The 17,697-nt window shown below is 75.7% G+C and carries 17 protein-coding genes; 9 read left to right on the forward strand and 8 right to left on the reverse strand.

The window, feature by feature from the left end:
* The first annotated feature begins 20 nt into the window (after positions 1–20).
* Positions 21–2,426, forward strand: a complete 2,406-nt coding sequence (gene treY / locus AC2TEW_RS17710) for a malto-oligosyltrehalose synthase (protein ID WP_484624325.1) — start codon at positions 21–23, stop codon at positions 2,424–2,426.
* Positions 2,423–4,168, forward strand: coding sequence for a malto-oligosyltrehalose trehalohydrolase (treZ, locus tag AC2TEW_RS17715; protein WP_484624326.1), 1,746 nt, complete (start codon positions 2,423–2,425; stop codon positions 4,166–4,168). Before treY ends, treZ begins: the two co-directional genes overlap by 4 nt.
* Positions 4,169–4,387: 219 nt before the next feature.
* On the opposite strand, the gene AC2TEW_RS17720 is transcribed toward treZ, so the two are convergent.
* A complete protein-coding gene (locus tag AC2TEW_RS17720) occupies positions 4,388–5,305 on the reverse strand; it encodes a transketolase family protein (protein WP_484624327.1) in 918 nt (305 codons plus the stop codon).
* Between the two features lie 78 nt (positions 5,306–5,383).
* Positions 5,384–6,103 carry a thiamine pyrophosphate-binding protein gene (locus AC2TEW_RS17725; RefSeq protein ID WP_484624328.1) on the reverse strand — a complete coding sequence of 240 codons (720 nt, stop codon included), beginning with the start codon at positions 6,101–6,103 and terminating at the stop codon, positions 5,384–5,386.
* A gap of 56 nt (positions 6,104–6,159) precedes the next feature.
* Here AC2TEW_RS17725 and soxR point away from each other — a divergent pair, with 56 nt between their 5' ends.
* The 3 genes from soxR (at position 6,160) to AC2TEW_RS17740 (ending at position 8,111) form a co-directional block, all read left to right on the forward strand.
* Positions 6,160–6,648, forward strand: a complete 489-nt coding sequence (gene soxR, locus AC2TEW_RS17730) for a redox-sensitive transcriptional activator SoxR (RefSeq protein ID WP_484624329.1) — start codon at positions 6,160–6,162, stop codon at positions 6,646–6,648.
* 156 nt (positions 6,649–6,804) lie between these two features.
* Positions 6,805–7,656 (forward strand): SAM-dependent methyltransferase, encoded by an 852-nt coding sequence (locus tag AC2TEW_RS17735; RefSeq protein WP_484624330.1) that lies wholly within the window; start codon positions 6,805–6,807, stop codon positions 7,654–7,656.
* 65 nt (positions 7,657–7,721) lie between these two features.
* Positions 7,722–8,111 carry a VOC family protein gene (locus tag AC2TEW_RS17740; protein WP_484624331.1) on the forward strand — a complete coding sequence of 130 codons (390 nt, stop codon included), beginning with the start codon at positions 7,722–7,724 and terminating at the stop codon, positions 8,109–8,111.
* Positions 8,112–8,671: 560 nt separating this feature from the next.
* Here the strand turns inward: AC2TEW_RS17740 and AC2TEW_RS17745 are convergent.
* On the reverse strand, positions 8,672–9,394 hold the full coding sequence (locus AC2TEW_RS17745) for a rhomboid-like protein (RefSeq protein ID WP_484624332.1): 723 nt from the start codon (positions 9,392–9,394) through the stop codon (positions 8,672–8,674).
* A 211-nt stretch (positions 9,395–9,605) separates the two neighbouring features.
* On the reverse strand, positions 9,606–10,550 hold the full coding sequence (locus AC2TEW_RS17750; RefSeq protein ID WP_484624333.1) for a LysR family transcriptional regulator: 945 nt from the start codon (positions 10,548–10,550) through the stop codon (positions 9,606–9,608).
* A gap of 120 nt (positions 10,551–10,670) precedes the next feature.
* Here AC2TEW_RS17750 and AC2TEW_RS17755 point away from each other — a divergent pair, with 120 nt between their 5' ends.
* On the forward strand, positions 10,671–11,498 hold the full coding sequence (locus AC2TEW_RS17755) for a CTP synthase C-terminal region-related (seleno)protein (RefSeq protein WP_484624334.1): 828 nt from the start codon (positions 10,671–10,673) through the stop codon (positions 11,496–11,498).
* On the opposite strand, the gene coaE is transcribed toward AC2TEW_RS17755, so the two are convergent.
* Complete coding sequence (gene coaE / locus AC2TEW_RS17760; protein ID WP_484624335.1) at positions 11,486–12,085, reverse strand: dephospho-CoA kinase; 600 nt, start codon at positions 12,083–12,085, stop codon at positions 11,486–11,488. The genes AC2TEW_RS17755 and coaE overlap by 13 nt on opposite strands.
* A gap of 267 nt (positions 12,086–12,352) precedes the next feature.
* Here coaE and AC2TEW_RS17765 point away from each other — a divergent pair, with 267 nt between their 5' ends.
* A complete protein-coding gene (locus AC2TEW_RS17765; RefSeq protein WP_484624336.1) occupies positions 12,353–13,237 on the forward strand; it encodes an alkaline phosphatase family protein in 885 nt (294 codons plus the stop codon).
* Positions 13,238–13,315: 78 nt separating this feature from the next.
* Here AC2TEW_RS17765 and AC2TEW_RS17770 read toward each other — a convergent pair whose 3' ends face one another.
* Together AC2TEW_RS17770 and AC2TEW_RS17775 are read right to left on the reverse strand one after the other, a co-directional pair.
* The gene (locus tag AC2TEW_RS17770) at positions 13,316–13,927 is read right to left on the reverse strand and encodes a hypothetical protein (RefSeq protein WP_484624337.1); all 612 of its coding nucleotides are present in this window, start codon (positions 13,925–13,927) and stop codon (positions 13,316–13,318) included.
* Between the two features lie 77 nt (positions 13,928–14,004).
* Positions 14,005–14,649 carry an MBL fold metallo-hydrolase gene (locus AC2TEW_RS17775; RefSeq protein ID WP_484624338.1) on the reverse strand — a complete coding sequence of 215 codons (645 nt, stop codon included), beginning with the start codon at positions 14,647–14,649 and terminating at the stop codon, positions 14,005–14,007.
* Between the two features lie 62 nt (positions 14,650–14,711).
* Here AC2TEW_RS17775 and AC2TEW_RS17780 point away from each other — a divergent pair, with 62 nt between their 5' ends.
* Positions 14,712–15,128 (forward strand): MarR family winged helix-turn-helix transcriptional regulator, encoded by a 417-nt coding sequence (locus AC2TEW_RS17780; RefSeq protein WP_484624339.1) that lies wholly within the window; start codon positions 14,712–14,714, stop codon positions 15,126–15,128.
* A gap of 136 nt (positions 15,129–15,264) precedes the next feature.
* Positions 15,265–15,414 carry a hypothetical protein gene (locus AC2TEW_RS17785; RefSeq protein WP_484624340.1) on the forward strand — a complete coding sequence of 50 codons (150 nt, stop codon included), beginning with the start codon at positions 15,265–15,267 and terminating at the stop codon, positions 15,412–15,414.
* A gap of 52 nt (positions 15,415–15,466) precedes the next feature.
* On the opposite strand, the gene AC2TEW_RS17790 is transcribed toward AC2TEW_RS17785, so the two are convergent.
* Positions 15,467–17,680 (reverse strand): MMPL family transporter, encoded by a 2,214-nt coding sequence (locus AC2TEW_RS17790; protein WP_484624341.1) that lies wholly within the window; start codon positions 17,678–17,680, stop codon positions 15,467–15,469.
* Positions 17,681–17,697 lie beyond the last annotated feature (17 nt).

Consider the following 17,697-nt stretch of genomic DNA (forward strand, 5'->3'; position numbering starts at 1 on the left):
GCACGGGTAGGCATCACCGCATGACCTCAGCCGCCGCCCGACCGCCGACGGCCAGCTACCGGCTCCAGCTCCAGCCCGGCTTCACCCTGCACGACGCCGAGCGCGCGGTGCCCTACCTGGCCGCCCTCGGCGTCTCGCACCTGCACCTGTCGCCGCTGCTGGAGGCCGTCCCCGGCTCCACCCACGGGTACGACACCGTCGACCACACCCGGATCAGCGAGCAGCTCGGCGGTGAGCAGGCGCTGCACGCGCTGGCCGCCGAGGCCCGCCGGCACGGCCTCGGCCTGATCGCCGACGTGGTCCCCAACCACATGGCGCTGCCCGTCCCCGAGCAGCTCAACCGGCCGCTGTGGGAGGTCCTGCGCGACGGCCCCGACTCGCCGTACGCCCCCTGGTTCGACATCGACTGGACCGCCCAGCCCGGCCCCGAGGACGCGCCCGGGCGCGGCCGCCTGCTGCTGCCGCTGCTCGGCGACCGGCTCGGCGCCGTCCTCGACCAGCTCACCGTCGACGGCGACGTGCTGCGCTACCACGACCACGCCTTCCCGCTGCGGCCCGGCACCGAGGCGCTGCCGCTGGAGCGGCTGCTGGCCCGCCAGTGGTACCGGCTGGCCTGGTGGCGGCTGTCCTCCGAGGAGCTGAACTACCGGCGGTTCTTCACCGTCAACGAGCTGATCGCGGTCCGGGTCGAGATCCCGGAGGTCTTCGAGGCCACCCACCGCACCCTGCTGCGGCTGCACGCCGAAGGGGTGCTCGACGGCTTCCGGATCGACCACCCCGACGGCCTCGCCGACCCGCGCGGCTACCTGCGGCAGCTCGCCGCGGCCACCGGCGGCGCCTACACGGTGGTGGAGAAGATCCTCACGGGTGACGAGCGGCTGCCCGCCGACTGGCCGTGCGCCGGCACCACCGGGTACGACGCGCTGCGCCGGATCGACGGCGTGCTGACCGACCACGCCGGTGCCGAGCGGCTGGTCACCGCCTACCAGCGGGACGTCGCCGACCGGACCGGCGCCGCCGAGGCGGGTCGGCTGGCCCGCGCCGAGCTGACCGCCCCCGACGGCGAGCTGGCCGCCGAGGTGGAGCGCGCCGTCCGGCTCGCCGCCCGGATCTGCGCCGCCGAACCGGCCCTCGCCGACCACGGCGCGGGCGAGCTGCGGCACGCCCTGCGGGCGCTGCTCACCGAGTACCCGGTCTACCGGCCGTACGTGGTGCCGGGCGAGAGCGCCCCGGCGGAGGCGGTCGGGGAGTTCGACACCGTCTTCGAGGCGCTGCGCGAGACCGGCGAGGAGCCCGGGCCGACCGTCGCCCTGGTCCGCGACCTGGCGCTCGGGCGGCTCGGGCGCAGCCCGGCGAAGGACGAGTTCTGCGCCCGGTTCGGGCAGACCGCGTCGGCGGTGGCCGCCAAGGGCGTCGAGGACACCGCGTTCTACCGCTGGACCGCGCTGCTCGCCCTGAACGAGGTCGGCGGCGACCCCGGCCGCCCGGGGGTGCGCCCGGCCGACTTCCACCGCTGGTGCACCGAGCTGGAGCGGCACCGGCCGTACGCCATGACGGCGCTGTCCACCCACGACACCAAGCGCAGCGCGGACGCCCGGGCCCGGCTGGCCGTGCTCACCGAGCTGCCCGAGCTGTGGGCGGCCGAGTGCGCGGCCTGGACCACGGCCGCGGGCCCGTGCCCGGACCGCCCCACGGCCTGGCTGCTGTGGCAGACCCTGGTCGCCGCCTGGCCGATCGGCCCCGAACGGCTGGTCGGCACCCTGCTGAAGTCGGCCCGCGAGGCCAAGGTGCACACCTCCTGGACGGCGCCCGACGAGGGGTTCGAACGACGGCTGACCGAGTACGCCCGGGGGGTGCTCGGCAACATCGGGCTCTGCCCGCGGATCGACGGCCTGGTCCAGCTGCTGGCGCCGTTCGCCCGCAGCAACAGCCTCTCCGCGGCGCTGCTGCAGCTGGCCGCGCCCGGGGTGCCCGACCTCTACCAGGGCAGCGAGGAGCCGCTGTACACCCTGGTCGACCCGGACAACCGGGCGCCGGTCGACCTCGGCGCGCTCGCCGTCCGGCTGACCGACTCACCGGCCGACCGGCCCGGCGACCTCGCCCGCGAGAAGCTGCACCTGACCACCACCGCGCTGCACCTGCGCCGCACCCGCCCGTTCGGCCCGTACCGCCCGCTGGCCGCGACCGGCCCGGCCGCCGAGCACCTGCTCGCCTTCGGCCGCGGCGAGGACGTGCTGGCGCTGGCCACCCGGCTGCCGTACGGGCTGCACCGGCGCGGCGGCTGGGCGGACACCGCGCTGGCCCTGCCGCCGGGGTCGTGGACCGACGAGCTGACCGGGCGCCACTTCCCGGGCGGCCCGGCGCGCGTCGCCGAGCTGCTGGAACACCTCCCGGTCGCGCTGCTGACGCCGGGGCCGCGGCCGTGACGGGGGCGCGGCGGTACGAGGTGTGGGCGCCGGCCGCCGGCCGGGTCGAGGTGGAGGTGGCGGGTACGGCGCACCCGCTGCGGCCGGACGGCGGGCGGCCCGGCTGGTGGCAGGGCGAGGCGCCCGCCGGGGACTACGGTTTCCGCCTCGACGGCGGTCCGGCGCTGCCCGACCCGCGGTCGCCGCGCCAGCCGTACGGGCCCGACGGCCCCAGCCGGGCCGTCGACCACTCCGCCTTCGCCTGGTCGGACTCCGCCTGGTCGGGCCGGGCCCTGCCCGGGTCGGTGCTGTACGAGCTGCACGTGGGGACGTTCACCCCGGCGGGGACCTTCGACGCGGCCGCCGAGCGGCTCGGCCACCTGGTCGGGCTGGGGGTTGACCTGGTCGAGCTGATGCCGGTCTGCCCGTTCCCCGGCCGGTACGGCTGGGGCTACGACGGGGTGTCGCTGTGGGCGGTGCACGAGCCGTACGGCGGCCCGGACGGGCTGAAGCGGTTCGTCGACGCGGCGCACCGGCACGGGCTGGGCGTGGTGCTGGACGTGGTCCACAACCACCTCGGGCCGTCCGGCAACTACCTGCCCGCGTTCGGCCCGTACTTCACCGAGCGGCACCACACGCCGTGGGGCGCCGCGGTCAACCTGGACGCGCCGGGCTCCGACGAGGTCCGCGACTACCTGATCGGCAGCGCCCTCGGCTGGCTGCGGGACTACCGGATCGACGGGCTGCGGCTGGACGCCGTACACGCCCTGGCGGACGACCGGGCGCTGCCGTTCCTGGAGGAACTCGGCACCGAGGTCGACCGGTTGGCGGCGGCGACCGGCCGGCCGCTGTTCCTGGTCGGCGAGTCCGATCTGAACGACCCGCGGACCACCAACCCGCGCCAGGCCGGCGGCCTCGGGCTGACCGCGCAGTGGAGCGACGACTTCCACCACGCCCTGCACACCCTGCTGACCGGCGAATCCCAGGGCTACTACGGCGACTTCGCCGAGGACCCGTACGCGGCCGTGGCCAGGACGCTGACCCGCGGGTTCTTCCACGACGGCACCCGGTCGACGTTCCGCGGGCGCCGGCACGGCCGCCCGTTCCCCACCGGGTACGGGCACCGGCTGCTCGGCTACCTGCAGACCCACGACCAGGTCGGCAACCGGGCCACCGGGGACCGGCTGTCCGCCTCGCTGCCGCAGGGCCGCCTCGCGGCGGGCGCGGCGCTGGTGCTGACCTCGCCGTTCACGCCGATGCTCTTCATGGGCGAGGAGTGGGGGGCGGCCACCCCCTGGCAGTACTTCACCGACCACACCGACCCGGGGCTCGCCGAGGCCGTCCGGCAGGGGCGGCGACGGGAGTTCGCCGAACACGGCTGGGCCGCGGAGGACGTCCCCGATCCGCAGGCCCGCTCCACCGTCCTCGGCTCCACCCTGGACTGGTCCGAGCCCGCCCTCCCCCGGCACGCCCGTCTGCTCGACTGGTACCGGCAGCTGATCCGCCTGCGGCGCACCGCGCCCGAGCTGATGGACCCCGACCTCGCGGCGGTCCGGGTCGACCACGACCGCGCGGCGGGGGTGCTGGTGGTGCGGCGCGGCCCGTACCGCGTCGCCGTGCGGATCGGCGGCACCGGGACCACCGCCGTCCCCCTCGACGCCCCCTACGCACAGACCCTCGCCGCCTTCGGCGAGGCCCGGCCCGGCGGCGACGGGACACTGGTGCTCGGCCCCGACTCGACGGCGGTGATCCGCGTCGGCTGAGACCCCCGACTGCCCCCCCAGGGGCGCGGGGAACTGCGCGGAACGGGAACACCCCCCCGCCCGGACACGGCGAACGACGCACACCCCCGCCCACCGGGCCGACCGGCCGAACTCTCCGCTCCGACGGGCACTCCCCAGGGGCGCGGGGAACTACGCGAACCGGGAACACCCCCGCCCCACGACGGCGACGGCGCGAACGGCCCGCCCGGGCCCCGGGTCTCACACCGCGCGGCCGTGGTCCAGGAAGTCGGTGATCCGCCGCCGCAGGCCCGCCGCGTCGAGGCCGTACGCGGCCAGGTGCTCGGGGATGGTGCCGTAGTGGCGGTGCTCCTCGCGGGGGACGCCGAGGGCGAGGACGCGGTGCGGGAGGTGGGCGAGCGCGTCGTGGGCGGCGTTGGCGGAGGTGCCCGCCAGGTAGGGCTCGACCAGGACCACGTCGGCGGCGCCGCCGAGGGCGCCCCGCAGGCCCGCCGCGTCGAACGGCCGGACGGTGGCGGCGTACAGCACGGTGACGTCCAGCCCGTCGGTGGCCATGAGCACCGCGTCCAGCATCGGCCCGACCGCCAGCACCACCGGCCCGTTGCCCTGCCGGACCGTCAGGAAGCGCCCGGGCTCGACCGGCAGCGCGTGCGCGTTGCTGTGCACGGACAGCCGCACGTACTGGAGGCTGTCGCCGGCCGCCACGGCGTGCCGCAGCAGCGCCTCGGCCTCGTCGGGGTGGCCGGGGACGTGGACGTTCCAGCCGGGCAGGGTGTCGAGCAGGGCGACGTCCCCGGGTGCCATGTGGGTGCGCCCGCCGGCCGGCCAGTCGTACGAGCCGGAGGCGCTCACCAGGACCGCGCCGACGCCCTGGTGGCCGAGGTCGAGCTTGACCTGTTCGAAGGGGCGCTCGACCAGGAAGCTGGCGAAGGTGTGCGCGACCGGCCGCAGGCCCGCCAGTGCCAGCCCGCCGGCCGCGCCGATCAGCAGCTGCTCGCGGATGCCGACGTTGATCACCCGGTGGGGGTGGCGGACGGCGGCGTCCGCGAAACCGGCCGCGCTGATGTCCGCGAGCACCACCGCCAACCGGGGATCGGTGTCGAGCAGGCCGGCGGTGATGTCGATGAAGCGGTCTCGCATGGTCTCGACGGTGTCCATCTGGGTTCCTCTGCGGGTGGTGGCGGGATCGGCGGGGCGGGAGCGGCGGGCGTCAGCGGAGGCGGGGCAGTGGGCCGTTCAGGCGTTCTTGGGCTCGACCCGGGCGATCACCGCGTGCGGGCGGCCCGGGTGCGGGGCGGTGAACGCGCGGTACAGGGCCTCGTGGTCGCGCCCGTCGACGGTCTCGGCGGACCAGCCCTCAGCCTCGAACCGGGCAGCGATACCGCCGCGCCAGCCGTGCGTGGCGGAGTCGTTGTCGATCACGACGGTGTGCAGCCGCTCCAGCCCGGCCGCGCCGGCGTAGGCCACCGCCTCGTGGTTGCTGCCCTCGTCGAACTCCGCGTCGCCGAGCAGCACCCACACCGCCGGGTCGGTCAGCCCCCGGGCCCGCAGCCCGAGCGTGGTGCCGACGGCGAGCGGCAGCCCGTGCCCGAGCGAGCCGGAACCGATCTCGGCGCCCGGGACGAGCAGCCGGTCCGGGTGGTGGCCGAGCGGGGAGTCGTAGGTGCCGAAGCCGGTCAGCAGGTCGACCGGCAGGAAGCCCTTGGCCGCCAGCACGGCGTAGTAGGCCATCGGGCCGTGGCCCTTGGAGAGCAGGAACCTGTCCCGGTCGGGGGCGTCGGCGGTGTCCGGGGAGATCCGCAGGACCCGGTCGTAGAGCACCCACAGGACGTCGAGGGTGGAGGTGGCGGCCGCGCCGTGCTTCTCGGCGCCGGTCATCAGGGAGAGCAGGTCGGGCAGGTCGGCGAAGCCGTGGGAGGCCGCGGACTGCCGCTCGGTGGTGGCTGCGGTGGTCATGGCAAGATCCTGCAACTTGAAGTGAGCTTCAGGTCAAGCCGCTATTCTCGGCAGTCATGGGACCGTCCCGGCACGACCTCCTGACCATCGGCCAGCTCGCCGCCCGCAGCGGCCTGGCCGCCTCCGCGCTGCGCTACTACGAGCGGATGGGCCTGATCCACGCCGAGCGCACCACCGGCAACCAGCGCCGGTTCGCCCGCTCCACGCTGCGCCGGGTGGCGTTCGTCCGGGCCGCCCAGCAGGTCGGACTGTCGCTGGAGGAGGTCAGGACGGCGCTGGACCGGCTACCGGTCGACCGGGCCCCCAACCACGAGGAGTGGAACGGCGTCGCCCGGACCTGGCAGGGCCGGATCGACCAGCAGATCGCGGAGCTGGAGCTGATGAAGCGCAAGCTGACGGGCTGCATCGGCTGCGGCTGCCTGTCACTGACCCGCTGCGCGCTCTACAACGCCGACGACCGGGCCGGCCTGGCCGGCAGCGGCGCGCGCTACCTGCGCACCGGGGACCCGGAGGCCGGCCCCGAGCCACTGCCGGAGCACGGCTGACGGACCCGGGTGGACGGACGGCGGCGGGCAGCGGCGGGCAGCGGCGGGCGGCTCTCCGCGGATGCCGGGCGGACCCAGTTGTCCGTTGTGCCCCGGCAATCCCGCCGGTCCCGTCTATGCTGCCTGCGACAGCACGAGCACAACGGGGGGAATCCGATGACCGACCATCAGGACGTCTCGCTGGACTGGATGTCGGGCGAGGACGAGGAGCCGCACGTGCCGGTCGACCTGCGTCCCGACGTGCCGCACCCGGCCCGGATGTACGACTACTACCTGGGCGGCAAGGACAACTTCCCGGCCGACCGGGAGGCCGCCGAGCAGGTCGTCTCGCTGGGCCCGCTGGTACGGATCAGCGCCCGCGCCAACCGCGCCTTCCTGCAGCGCGCGGTGCGGCACCTCGCCGAGCAGGGCATCACCCAGTTCCTGGACATCGGCACCGGCATACCGACCGCCGGCAACACCCACGAGGTCGCCCAGGAGATCCTGCCGCAGGCCCGGGTCGCGTACGTGGACAACGACCCGATCGTGCTGGTCCACGGCCGGGCCCTGCTGGCCGGCTCGGCCGGCGGCAGCGTCAGCGTGGTCCAGGGCGACCTGCGCGACCCGAAGGCGATCCTGGCCGATCCGGAGGTCCGGGCGGTCATCGACTTCGACCGGCCGGTCGGCCTGCTGCTCTTCGCCGTCCTGCACTTCATCGACGACGCGGACGACCCGTACGGCATCGTGCGCACCCTGCTGGACGCCCTGCCGGCCGGCAGCCACCTCGCGCTCTCGCACGCCACCGGGGACTTCACCACCCCGGAGCAGGCCGCGAAGGGCCCGGCGGTCTACCGGGCCGCCACCGCCCAGCTCAGCATGCGCAGCCGGGAGCAGGTGGCACGGTTCTTCGAGGGGCTGGAGCTCGCCGAGCCGGGCCTGGTCACGGCGCCGCTGTGGCGGCCCGACCAGGAGCCCGAGCCGACCGACCACGAGGTGGCGATCTGGGCGGCGGTCGGCCGCAAGGCGTAGCCGGGCGCGGGCCGGGCGGGGCCGGGCGCGGGCCCGGCCGGCGGGGACCTGGGAGAATCGCGGGCATGTCCCACATCTCCCTCACCGCCCTGCTGGTCCGCGACTACGACGAGGCGATCGCGTTCTACGTCGGCTCCCTCGGCTTCGAGCTGCGCGAGGACACCCCGCGCGGCGAAGGCAAGCGCTGGGTGGTGGTCGCCCCGCGCGGCTCCCGCGAGTCCGGCCTGCTGCTCGCCCGGGCCGACGGCCCCGGGCAGGAGGCCCGGATCGGCGACCAGACCGGCGGCCGGGTCGGCCACTTCCTGATCACCGACGACTTCGCGGCCGACCACGGCCGGATGACCGCCGCCGGGGTCCGCTTCCTCGAGGAGCCGCGGTACGAGCCGTACGGCACGGTCGCGGTCTTCGAGGACCTGTACGGCAACCGCTGGGACCTGCTCCAGCCGAAGGACTGATATCCCCGCGGGCGCGTTCGCAGAGTCGCGTCGGAGGGGGCCGCGGCTCCCCCGGCCTTCGGCCGGGAGGTACCCCAGCCGCCCGGCCGGGCGTGCGCCCGGATCGCCCTCGTACCGGGTCGTACTCGGCTGATCCCGGCCGCGTCCAGCAACGGCGGTGACCTGTTCGCCATCGACCTGACGCCCGGCCCGGGCCGGTGACCGGCACGACCCGGCCGGCCTCGGATCCGCCGCGCATCCGGACCAGGGGGTCGTGAGGATCCTCCGCCGGAGCGGCGGGACCCTCGCTCTCGCCCCCACCGCCGGGCTGCCGAGGGTGCGCAGCCTGGTGGCGCTCCCCGGCACGCTCACCGATCCCGCCGGAGCTCGCCGGCCTGGCCGGCCTGGAGTACCCGGCGATCGGGCCGGACGAGTGCCGGGCGCTCCTCGACGCCGGGGCGGTCCCGCGGGGGCTGTCGGCCGCCGATCACCCGCACCGCCCGTCGAGGGGCGCCCCGGAGCCGCGGGCCCGTCCGGCCGCCGGCCTCCGGACCGGTCCCGGACCGGCGCCCGGCCGGGCGCTAGGACCGGTGCGGGCCGGCCGCGGGCTCGGCCGCCGGGGCGGTGGCGGTGCGGGTGGCACGGCCCCAGCGGGTCTCGGGGCGGGCCAGCAGGAGGGCGAAGCCGAGGGCGGCCGCGAGGAGGTGGCCGATGGTGGTGAAGTCCGGGAGCGGCTCGGACCAGTCGACGCCGCCGAGCGGCCAGGCCAGGACGAAGGCCGCCCACGGCAGCCGGGCCCAGCGCGGCAGGCCGGCGGTGCAGGCGGCCAGCACGGTCTGGGCGCCGTAGCTGATGCCGAAGTCGAGGGTGTCCCGCACGCTGTCGTCGTACCAGCCCTGCCGGAGCGCGAGGACGATGACCACCGCGGTGAGCAGCGTCGCGCCGATGTGGCCGGCCAGGAAGACCCCGAACGCGCGCAGCGCCCCCCAGCGCCGTTCCGCGCGGGCGAGGAAGCAGCAGACGCCGAGGCCGAGGGTGATGAAGGTGGCGGGGAACTCCAGCGAGGCCACGTCCGTCAGGGTGCCGTCGAAGAACAGCGTGCTGCCGATCAGGGCCTGGACCGGGTGGTCGGCGAGATTGGTCAGGTTGGTGCTGATGTGGCGCAGGAGGGACGCGGAGCGGTCGGCCGGCAGCCCGTAGCTGACCCAGGCGTGGGTGGCCAGCAGCACGCAGACGTAGCCGAAGGTCACGGGTGAGTGCTTCGGGTAGGCCAGGACGGCGTGCAGCGGGCGGCGGGGTGCCACTGGAGGGCTCCGATCTGGGCGTCGGCCTCCGTGGGGGAACCCAACTGCCCGTGGTGCGGGGGACGGTGACGGGGCGCCCGGTCCGGGCTGTGGCGACGCCGCCTCCCGGGTGTCCGGCGTCCTCCCGGGGCCGGAAGGACTCCCCCGTGATCTGATCATGGCATGTGACGGTCATACCTTGACCAGATCCGGCACCGATGTCACACCATCGTCAGAATTGTGATCCTTGCACCCCGTCCGCCCCCTCCGCCCCCTCCGGCCCCTCCGCCCCGGCCGTGTCGAGCAGTTCGGCGAGGCGGGCCGCCGGGCTCCCGGGTACCGGCACCGGATGGACCAGTTCGGTGCGGTGCACCAGCCGTGGCGAGCGCAGTGGCACCCCCACCACCCCGGGTGCGTCCCGCAGGACGGCGGCCGGGAGCAGCGCGAGGCCGTGGCCGGCGGCCACCAGGGCGAGCAGGCCGCGCAGTTCGCCGCCCTCGTACCGGGCCGCCGGGCGGAACCCGTCGACGCCGGTCGCCGTCCGCAGCCGGTCCAGCGGCATGGCGGTCTCCGGGGCGTCCAGCCAGCGGGCGTCGGCGAGGCCGGACAGGGCGAGGTGGGTGCGGCCGGCCAGCGGGTGTCCGGCGGGCAGGGCGACGGCCAGCGGTTCCTCGGCGACGGCCCGGGTGAGCAGCGGGCCGACGTCCGGGTGGCCGAGCGGGTCGCTGGGGGCGGCCACGCCGTCGACCAGGCCGAGGTCGGCCGTCCCGGTGGCGACCTCGGCGGGTACCGCCGCACGCGGCAACTGCCGCAGGGTCAGGTCGAGCTGCGGGTGGGAGCCGCGGACCCCGGCCAGTGCCCGGGCCAGCCGGTCGGTGACGGCGCACGCCGACACGCCGACCACCAGCCGGGCGGGCCGCGCCCCGGCCAGCCGCCGGATGTCCGCGCGGGCGGCGTCCAGCCGCAGCAGCAGTGGGGCGGCGTGTTCCAGCAGCCGCTCCCCCGCCTCGGTCGGCCGGACCGGCCGGCGCTCCAGCAGCACCGCGCCCAGGTCCGTCTCCAGGGCCGCCACCTGCTGGGAGACCGCGGACTGGGTGTACCCGAGTTCGCGGGCCGCGGCCGAGAAGGAGGCCAGCCGGACGACGACGGTGAAGGTGCGCAGGAAGACCGGGTCCATGAGCCCATTGTGCGGGCCCGGACGGTGTCGGCCGGTCGGGACCTGTCCATCAGGGGAGCTGATCGGGCGGTCATGGATGATCGTTGGCGCTGATGCCGCTCGGCGGCCCAGGATGGCCGTATGACCGACCACAGCACCACCGACCGCATCACCACCGGCCACGCCACGACCGGCCACGCCACGACCGACGGCACCACCACCGACCGGGCCACCGCCGGCCCCGCCACCGCGTACCGCGTCCCGCGGCTCGCCCTGGTCGGCGACCGCTCCGCCGGTGTCCGGTCGCACGCCCGCATCCCCGCCCTGCTGGACGTCCTCGCCCGGCGCGACCGACTGCCGCTCGACGCCTACTGGATCCCCACCGAGGAGGCCGCCGAGCCGGACGCGGTGGCCGGCTTCGACGCCGTCTGGCTGGTGCCGGGCAGCCCGTACCGCAGTGAGGCGGGAGCTGTGGCGGCGGCCCGTACGGCGCGCGAGGGGGCCGTCCCGTTCCTCGGCACCTGTGGGGGTTTCCAGCACGCGGTGCTGGAGTTCGCCCGGACGGTCTGCGGCCTGGCCGGGGCCGCGCACGCCGAGAACGACCCGGGCGCGGCGGACCCGCTGATCGAGCCGCTGGCCTGCTCGCTGGTCGGCCACGAGGGCGTGGTCACGCTCGACCCGGGCTCGCTGGCCGCCCGGCTGCTGGGGGCGCAGCGCACGGTCGAGCGCTACCACTGCTCGTACGGACCGAGCGGTCCGAAGCTGGCGGCGCTCCAGGCGCACGGGTTGCGGTTCAGCGGGCGGGACGAGGCGGGCGAGGTGCGGATCGCGGAGCTGCCCGGGCACCCGTTCTACCTGGCCACGCTGTTCCAGCCGGAGCTGGCGGGCGACGGGACGACCGTGCACCCGCTGATCCGGGGGCTGGCCGCGGCGGCCGGGCGTCGGGCGGCGGCGGCTCAGCCCGCCTGACGCTCCTTCAGCCGCTGCCAGACCTCCTGCACCCGGGGGGCGAGGTCGGCCAGCGGGCCGCTGTTGTCGATCACCAGGTCGGCGACGGCGAGCCGGGCCTCGCGGGTGGCCTGGGCGGCCATCCGGGCCCTGGCCTCGTCCTCGGCCATGCCGCGCAGCCGGACCAGCCGGTCCAGCCGGATGCCGTCCGGGACGTCGATCACCACGACCAGGTCGTAGAGCGGGGCGAGGCCGTTCTCGGCGAGCAGCGGCACATCGTGCACCACCACGTCGCCCGGCCCGGCGGCGGCCTCGAGTTCGGCGGACCGGGCCCGTACCCGGGGGTGGACGATCGCGTTCAGTGCCGCCAGCCGGTCCGGGTCGGCGAACACGATCCGGCCCAGCGCGGGCCGGTCCAGCGAACCGTCGGCCAGCAGCACGCCGGGCCCGAACTCGGCCACCACCGCCCGCAGGCCGTCGGTGCCGGGGGCCACCGCCTCGCGGGCGATCAGGTCCGAGTCGACGATCACTGCGCCGAGCTCGGCGAGCTGTCGCGACACCTCGCTCTTGCCCGCGCCGATCCCGCCCGTCAGTCCGATCCTCAGCATGCCGACCAGGCTACCGCCGGCCCGCCCGGGCCACGGCGGCGGCCCCGGCGGGAGCCCGGCGGCGGGGCCGGGGATGTGGCCGGGTGGGGTGGCGGCGGTCCGCCGTCCGGCGGGTGCGGGAGAACTCCGGCCGAACATCCGGCGGACATCGGGCGAACTCTGCGGCTGTCGACCCCGCAGTCCCGGGCCGGGGGCGTTCCGACGGCACGTCAGTCCGGTTAGGGTGCCGGGCAGGCCCCCACACCTGTACGGATGGAGCACCTCCCCATGTCCAGCCTCTGGCCCACCGGCCCGCGCCGGGTCCTGGTCGTCGGCATCGACGGCGTCCGCCTCGATCTGCTGCCCGAGCTGCACACCCCGCACCTGGACGCGGTCGCGAAGGCCGGCTTCCTGGCGCCGGTGATGGTCGACGACGCGACCCCGACCATGTCGGGACCCTGCTGGGCGACCATCGTCACCGGGGTCGGCCCGGCCAAGCACGGGGTGCTCGGCAACCACCTCGGCGGGAACCGGCTCGACGTGTTCCCCGACTTCACCACCCGGCTGGCCGCCACCCACCGCCGCCGGACCTTCGCGGCCGGCGGCTGGGAGCCGCTGTTCCTGGCCCGCAGCGGCGGCCCGCTGTTCACCGCGCCGGGCCGGCTGTCGTACATCGCTCCGCTGGAGGACACCCCCGCGGCCTGGGAGGTCGTCGACGAGCGGGTCACCGCGGAGGCCGAGTACGTGCTCGGGCGCAGTGACGACGACCCGCAGGCGTCCTTCGTCTACCTCGGCGCGGTCGACGAGACCGCCCACTTCACGGGCTGCGGCGCGGAGTACCGCCGCTCGGCCGAGGCCGCCGACCGCCGCCTCGGGCGGCTGCTGGCCGCCGTCGAGAGCCGCCCCGGGTACGCCGCCGAGGAGTGGACGGTGATCGTGGTGACCGACCACGGCCACGTCGACCAGGGCGGCCACGGCGGGCGCAGCGAGGTGGAACGGACCGCCTGGATCGCCGCCAGCGGCCCGGACATCACGCCCGGCGCCCCGGTCCTGCCGCTGCACCACACCGATGTCGCGGCGCACGTCTACGCGGCGCTGGAGATCGTCCCGGATCCGCACTGGACGCTGGACGGGCGCCCGTTCACCGCGGCCCCGGAGCCGGTCACGGCCTGAGCCGTCCGCGCCCGCCGCACCGCCCGCCGGCCCGGCCGTCCGACCTGACGGGCGGTCGGGCGCGCGGGCGGCCGGTGCTCAGCGGTGGACCAGCAGGGCCGTCACGGCGCCCGCCGCGTCGCGGACGGGCACCAGCCGGAAGCCGTCCAGGTCGACCAGGAGCGCCAGCGCCGGTCCGCCTGACGCCGCGTCGGGCAGCAGCAGGTGGCCCTCGGCGAAGTCCCCCGGTTCGCCGTCGACGGGCGGCCGGTCGGCGGACAGGTGTCCGGCGAGATGGTCGGCGCGGCTCCAGTGCTCGGTCGGGGTCTCGCGGCGCAGCGCCGCAAGGGCCCGGTCGACCAGGGCGGGCACCTTGGCCGGCGGGAGTCCGTGGAGCAGCAGCAGGCCCGAGCCGGTGGGCACGGGGTCCCCGGTGTCGTCGGCCTCGACGGGCGCGGTGGCCCCGAAGTGCAGGAGGGCGGCGAGCACTTCGGGCCGCTCGACGTCCTCGTCGACCACCAGGTAGACGGGGTGCGGGCCGGGTCCGACCCCGGGGGCGTACGCGCTGCCGCCGAGCGGGTCCTCGATCACGCACTCCCCCGTCGGCGACAGGTCCAGCAGTCCGGCGCGGCGCAGCCGCCACGGCCCGGGCGGTGCGGTGCCCGCGTCCAGGGCGGGCAGCGCGGCGAGGAGTTCCGGCAGGTAGTCCATGCCTGGGGGGACGGATCCGCCGGACCGCCCGGTTCCGCCCGGCGGGAGTGCCGGGCGGGTCGGCCGGGTCAGCCGAATCAGCCGGGCAGGTCGACGCCCTCGCCGACGCCCAGCTGGGTGAGTTCCGCGCCGGTACCCGGGCCGCCCTCGCCGAGCAGCCGGCCGTGGACCATCCGGCCGACGTCGCTGAGGACGGCCTCGTGGATCGCCAGCGCCCGCGACGGCCCCGCCTCGCGGACGTAGTCGATCAGCTCGGAGACCTTGGCCCAGGGACCGGCGATCGGCAGCAGCAGGGTCTCCACCGGGTGCGGCGGCAGGGTGAGCGCGTCGCCGGGGTGGAACAGGCTGCCGCCGAGCAGGAAGCCGATGTTGCCGACCCGGGGGATGTCGGGGTGGATCTCCGCGTGCCACTCGCCGTGCACGCTCACCTCCAGTCCGTCGATCTCGAAGGCGTCGCCCTCGCCGACCACCGTGACGTGCGCGCCGATCCCCTCCAGCCGCCCGGCCACCGCCCGGTTGGTGAAGATCCGCAGGCCCGGGTCGGCCGCGACGGCGGCCCGCAGCCGGTCCTCCGCGAAGTGGTCGAAGTGTTCGTGGGTGATCAGGACGGCGTCGGCGCCGCGCACCGCGTCGGCCTCGGTGAACATGCCGGGGTCGATCACGACGGTGGTGCCGCCGCGCTCGATCCGGACGCAGGCATGGCCAAGCTTCGTCAGTCGCATGGGGGGAACAGTACAGCAAGGCTGTGCAGTTTTGCTGCAGGCACAGGCGCTAGGCTGATCACATGGAGAACGTCGACCCCCTGGAACTCGCCGCCGAGCTCCGACTCGCCCTCGGCACCCTGGTCCGCGGCCTGCGGGTCGGCGACGAGCTGCCGCAGAACCAGGCGGCGGTACTCGGCTGGCTGGTCCGCGAAGGCCCCCGCACCACCAGTGAGCTGGCCGATCTGCAGCGGGTGCGGCACCAGTCGATGGCCCGCACCGTCGCCCTGCTGACCGAGGCCGGCCTGGTCGAGCAGCAGCCGCACGCCAGCGACGGCCGCAAGGTGCTGATCGCCGCGACCGAACGCGGCACCGGCGCCCTGCACGCCCAGCGGGCCCGCCGCGAGGGCGCGATGGCGGCGGCCATCGCCGAGCGGCTCAGCCCGCCGGAGCAGCAACTGCTGCGCGAGGCCGTCCCGCTGCTGCGCCGGCTGGCCTGACCCGCCCGCCCGCCCGGGTACGGGACGGGACACCGCACCGGACCCCCACTACGCCGAACGGGCGAGTGCCGCATGCCCGGAGCGCGCCTCGGGCGTTGTGCTGGGCAGCAGTCCACCCAGAGAGGCAGTCCCCGCCATGAGCAGCACCACCCGCTCCGCCCTGATCCTCGCCGCCGCGCTGTTCGGCCTGCTGGCCGCCGGCACCGGCTCGGCCTCCGCCTGCGGGGTGCTGGACGCGGCCACCGCGCTGACCCCGAGCTACGGCAACGCCTGCGTCAACCGCTGAGCCGGCGCCGCGAGCCGCGCCCGTTCCGAGCCGCCCGCGGCCGCCCCGCTGCTCAGTCGGCGGCCGGGGCGAGCGGCCGGACGCCGGGCAGCCGGGGCGCCGGCAGCCGGCCGGGCAGGGTGAGCGGGGGCAGCTTGATGTGCTCGCTCAGCCCGATCACCCGGTGCAGGCTGCGCAGCGGGGCCGGGGCCCACCAGTTGAGCTTGCCGAACAGCGACATGGTGGCCGGGACCAGCAGGCCGCGGACCAGTGTCGCGTCGACCGCGACGGCCACCGCCAGGGCGATGCCCATCTGTTTGACCATGAGCATCTGCCCGGCCGCGAACCCGGCGAAGACGATCACCATCAGCAGAGCGGCGGAGGTGATGATCCGGCCGCTGCGCTGGAGCCCGAGCTGGACGGCCTTGGTGGAGTCGTACCCCTGGTCGTGCAGCTCCTTGATCCGTGCGAGCAGGAAGACCTCGTAGTCCATCGAGAGGCCGAACGCGAAGGCGAAGACCAGGACCGGGATGAAGGTCTCCAGTCCGCCGGTCGGGGTGAAGCCGAGCAGCCCGCTGAAGTAGCCGTGCTGGAAGACCAGGGTGAGGGCGCCGAGCGAGGCGCCCAGCGAGAGCACGTTCATCAGCAGCGCCTTGACCGGCATCACCACCGAGCCGGTCATCATGAACAGCAGGATCAGCGTGCCCGCCGCGACCAGGCCGAGCGCCCACGGGCCGCGGCTGGAGATCTCGTGCTGGAAGTCGACCACCGAGGCGGCGTCACCGGTGACGTAGGTGGTCAGCCCGCCGCGGTTCTCCCGCAGCTCGTCGACCACCTTCTTCGCCTCGGCGCCCTGCGGGTCGCCCTTGACCAGGACGTCCACCGTGCTGAGCCCGTCGCCGACCGGGGCCACGGCCCGGACGCCGCTCACCCCCGGCAGCTGGGCGACCACCCGGTCGGCGTACGCCTGGGCCTTGGCCTGGTCCGCCTCGACCACGACGGTGACCGGGGCGGGCGCCTGCTGCGGGAAGCGCTGGTCGACGGTCTGCGCCACCTGCCGGGCGGCGAAGGACTTCGGCAGGACGTCGGCGCCGGAGTTGCGCCACTGCGAGCCGAGGAACGGCGCACCGGCGGCCAGCAGCAGCGCGACGCAGGCGAGCATCACGGGCACCGGACGCTTCTGCACCACCCGGACCACCCGGGAGAAGAATCCCTCGTCCGGCACCGGGGCGCTCGGGGTCTTGATCCGGCGTCCGACGACGCCGAGGAGCGCGGGGATCAGGGTGAGCGCCGCCGTGACGGCGATCACCACCACGGAGACGCCGGCCGCGGCGACCGCCCGGAAGACCGGGCTGGTGAAGACGAAGAGGCCGGACAGGGCGACGGCCACCGTCAGCCCGGAGAAGGCGACGGTCCGCCCGGCGGTGGCCGAGGTGCGTTCGACGGCCTGCGCGATGGTGGCGCCGTTGCCGCGTTCCTCGCGGAAGCGGTTGACCATCAGCAGCGCGTAGTCGATCGACAGGCCGAGGCCGAGCACGGTGGCGATCGGCAGCACGCTGGTGTCGATGTCCATGATCTGGCTGAAGCCGAACATCGCCAGCAGGGCGCCGCCCACCGAGGCGATGGCGCCGATCCCGGGCAGTCCGGCCGCCGCCAGGCCGCCGAAGACCAGCACCATCACCAGCAGCGTCAACGGCAGCGTGACGATCTCACCGAAACGGGTGTCCTTCTCGGTCTGGTCCTTGACCTCCTGCTGGAGCACCAGGTCGCCGCCGACGGTGACGTGCGCGCCCGGGGCCTCGATGCCGGCCAGCCGGTGCGTCACGGCGTCCAGCTGTGCGGGCGTGGAGGAGTCGGCCATCCGGACGGAGACCAGACTGGCGTTCCCGTCGGCGGAGGTCAGCGCGGTCCCGGCACCGTAGGTGTCGGCCACCGAGGCCACCCCGGGGAGGGCCGAGATCTCGGCGGTGGCCGCCGTCACGGCGCCGCGCACGGCCTGGTCGGCGACGGACGCGCCGTCCACCACGGCCGTGACGGTGCCCTTGACGGGATCGGCCGCCTCGACGACCGCCGTGCCCCGCGCCGACTCGGAGCCGCCGGCCCCGGTCGAGGCGACGGTGCCTTCGAAGACCCGGCCGCCGATCAGCACACCGAGGGCGAGGACCACCACCCAGAAGCCGAGGACCCAGCGTCGGTGGCGGTGACAGGCCCGGCCGAGGGCCGCGAGCCGCCCACCGACCTTGACGTCGGCGGGCGCGTGCGGTGCAGCAGTGTGCGAGTGGCGCATGTGCAAGGAGGCCTTTC

It is taken from the genome of Kitasatospora sp. NEAU-CNBT7 (assembly GCF_057220535.1).

Coding starts and splice junctions, on each gene's coding strand:
- treY (WP_484624325.1), top strand. CDS start 21: ATGACCTCAGCCGCCGCCCGACCGCCGACGGCCAGCTACCGGCTCCAG.
- AC2TEW_RS17735 (WP_484624330.1), top strand. CDS start 6,805: ATGACCGACCATCAGGACGTCTCGCTGGACTGGATGTCGGGCGAGGAC.
- AC2TEW_RS17740 (WP_484624331.1), top strand. CDS start 7,722: ATGTCCCACATCTCCCTCACCGCCCTGCTGGTCCGCGACTACGACGAG.
- AC2TEW_RS17720 (WP_484624327.1), bottom strand. CDS start 5,305: ATGGACACCGTCGAGACCATGCGAGACCGCTTCATCGACATCACCGCC.
- AC2TEW_RS17750 (WP_484624333.1), bottom strand. CDS start 10,550: ATGGACCCGGTCTTCCTGCGCACCTTCACCGTCGTCGTCCGGCTGGCC.
- soxR (WP_484624329.1), top strand. CDS start 6,160: ATGGGACCGTCCCGGCACGACCTCCTGACCATCGGCCAGCTCGCCGCC.
- AC2TEW_RS17790 (WP_484624341.1), bottom strand. CDS start 17,680: ATGCGCCACTCGCACACTGCTGCACCGCACGCGCCCGCCGACGTCAAG.
- AC2TEW_RS17770 (WP_484624337.1), bottom strand. CDS start 13,927: ATGGACTACCTGCCGGAACTCCTCGCCGCGCTGCCCGCCCTGGACGCG.
- AC2TEW_RS17775 (WP_484624338.1), bottom strand. CDS start 14,649: ATGCGACTGACGAAGCTTGGCCATGCCTGCGTCCGGATCGAGCGCGGC.
- AC2TEW_RS17765 (WP_484624336.1), top strand. CDS start 12,353: ATGTCCAGCCTCTGGCCCACCGGCCCGCGCCGGGTCCTGGTCGTCGGC.
- AC2TEW_RS17725 (WP_484624328.1), bottom strand. CDS start 6,103: ATGACCACCGCAGCCACCACCGAGCGGCAGTCCGCGGCCTCCCACGGC.
- AC2TEW_RS17780 (WP_484624339.1), top strand. CDS start 14,712: ATGGAGAACGTCGACCCCCTGGAACTCGCCGCCGAGCTCCGACTCGCC.
- AC2TEW_RS17755 (WP_484624334.1), top strand. CDS start 10,671: ATGACCGACCACAGCACCACCGACCGCATCACCACCGGCCACGCCACG.
- coaE (WP_484624335.1), bottom strand. CDS start 12,085: ATGCTGAGGATCGGACTGACGGGCGGGATCGGCGCGGGCAAGAGCGAG.
- AC2TEW_RS17785 (WP_484624340.1), top strand. CDS start 15,265: ATGAGCAGCACCACCCGCTCCGCCCTGATCCTCGCCGCCGCGCTGTTC.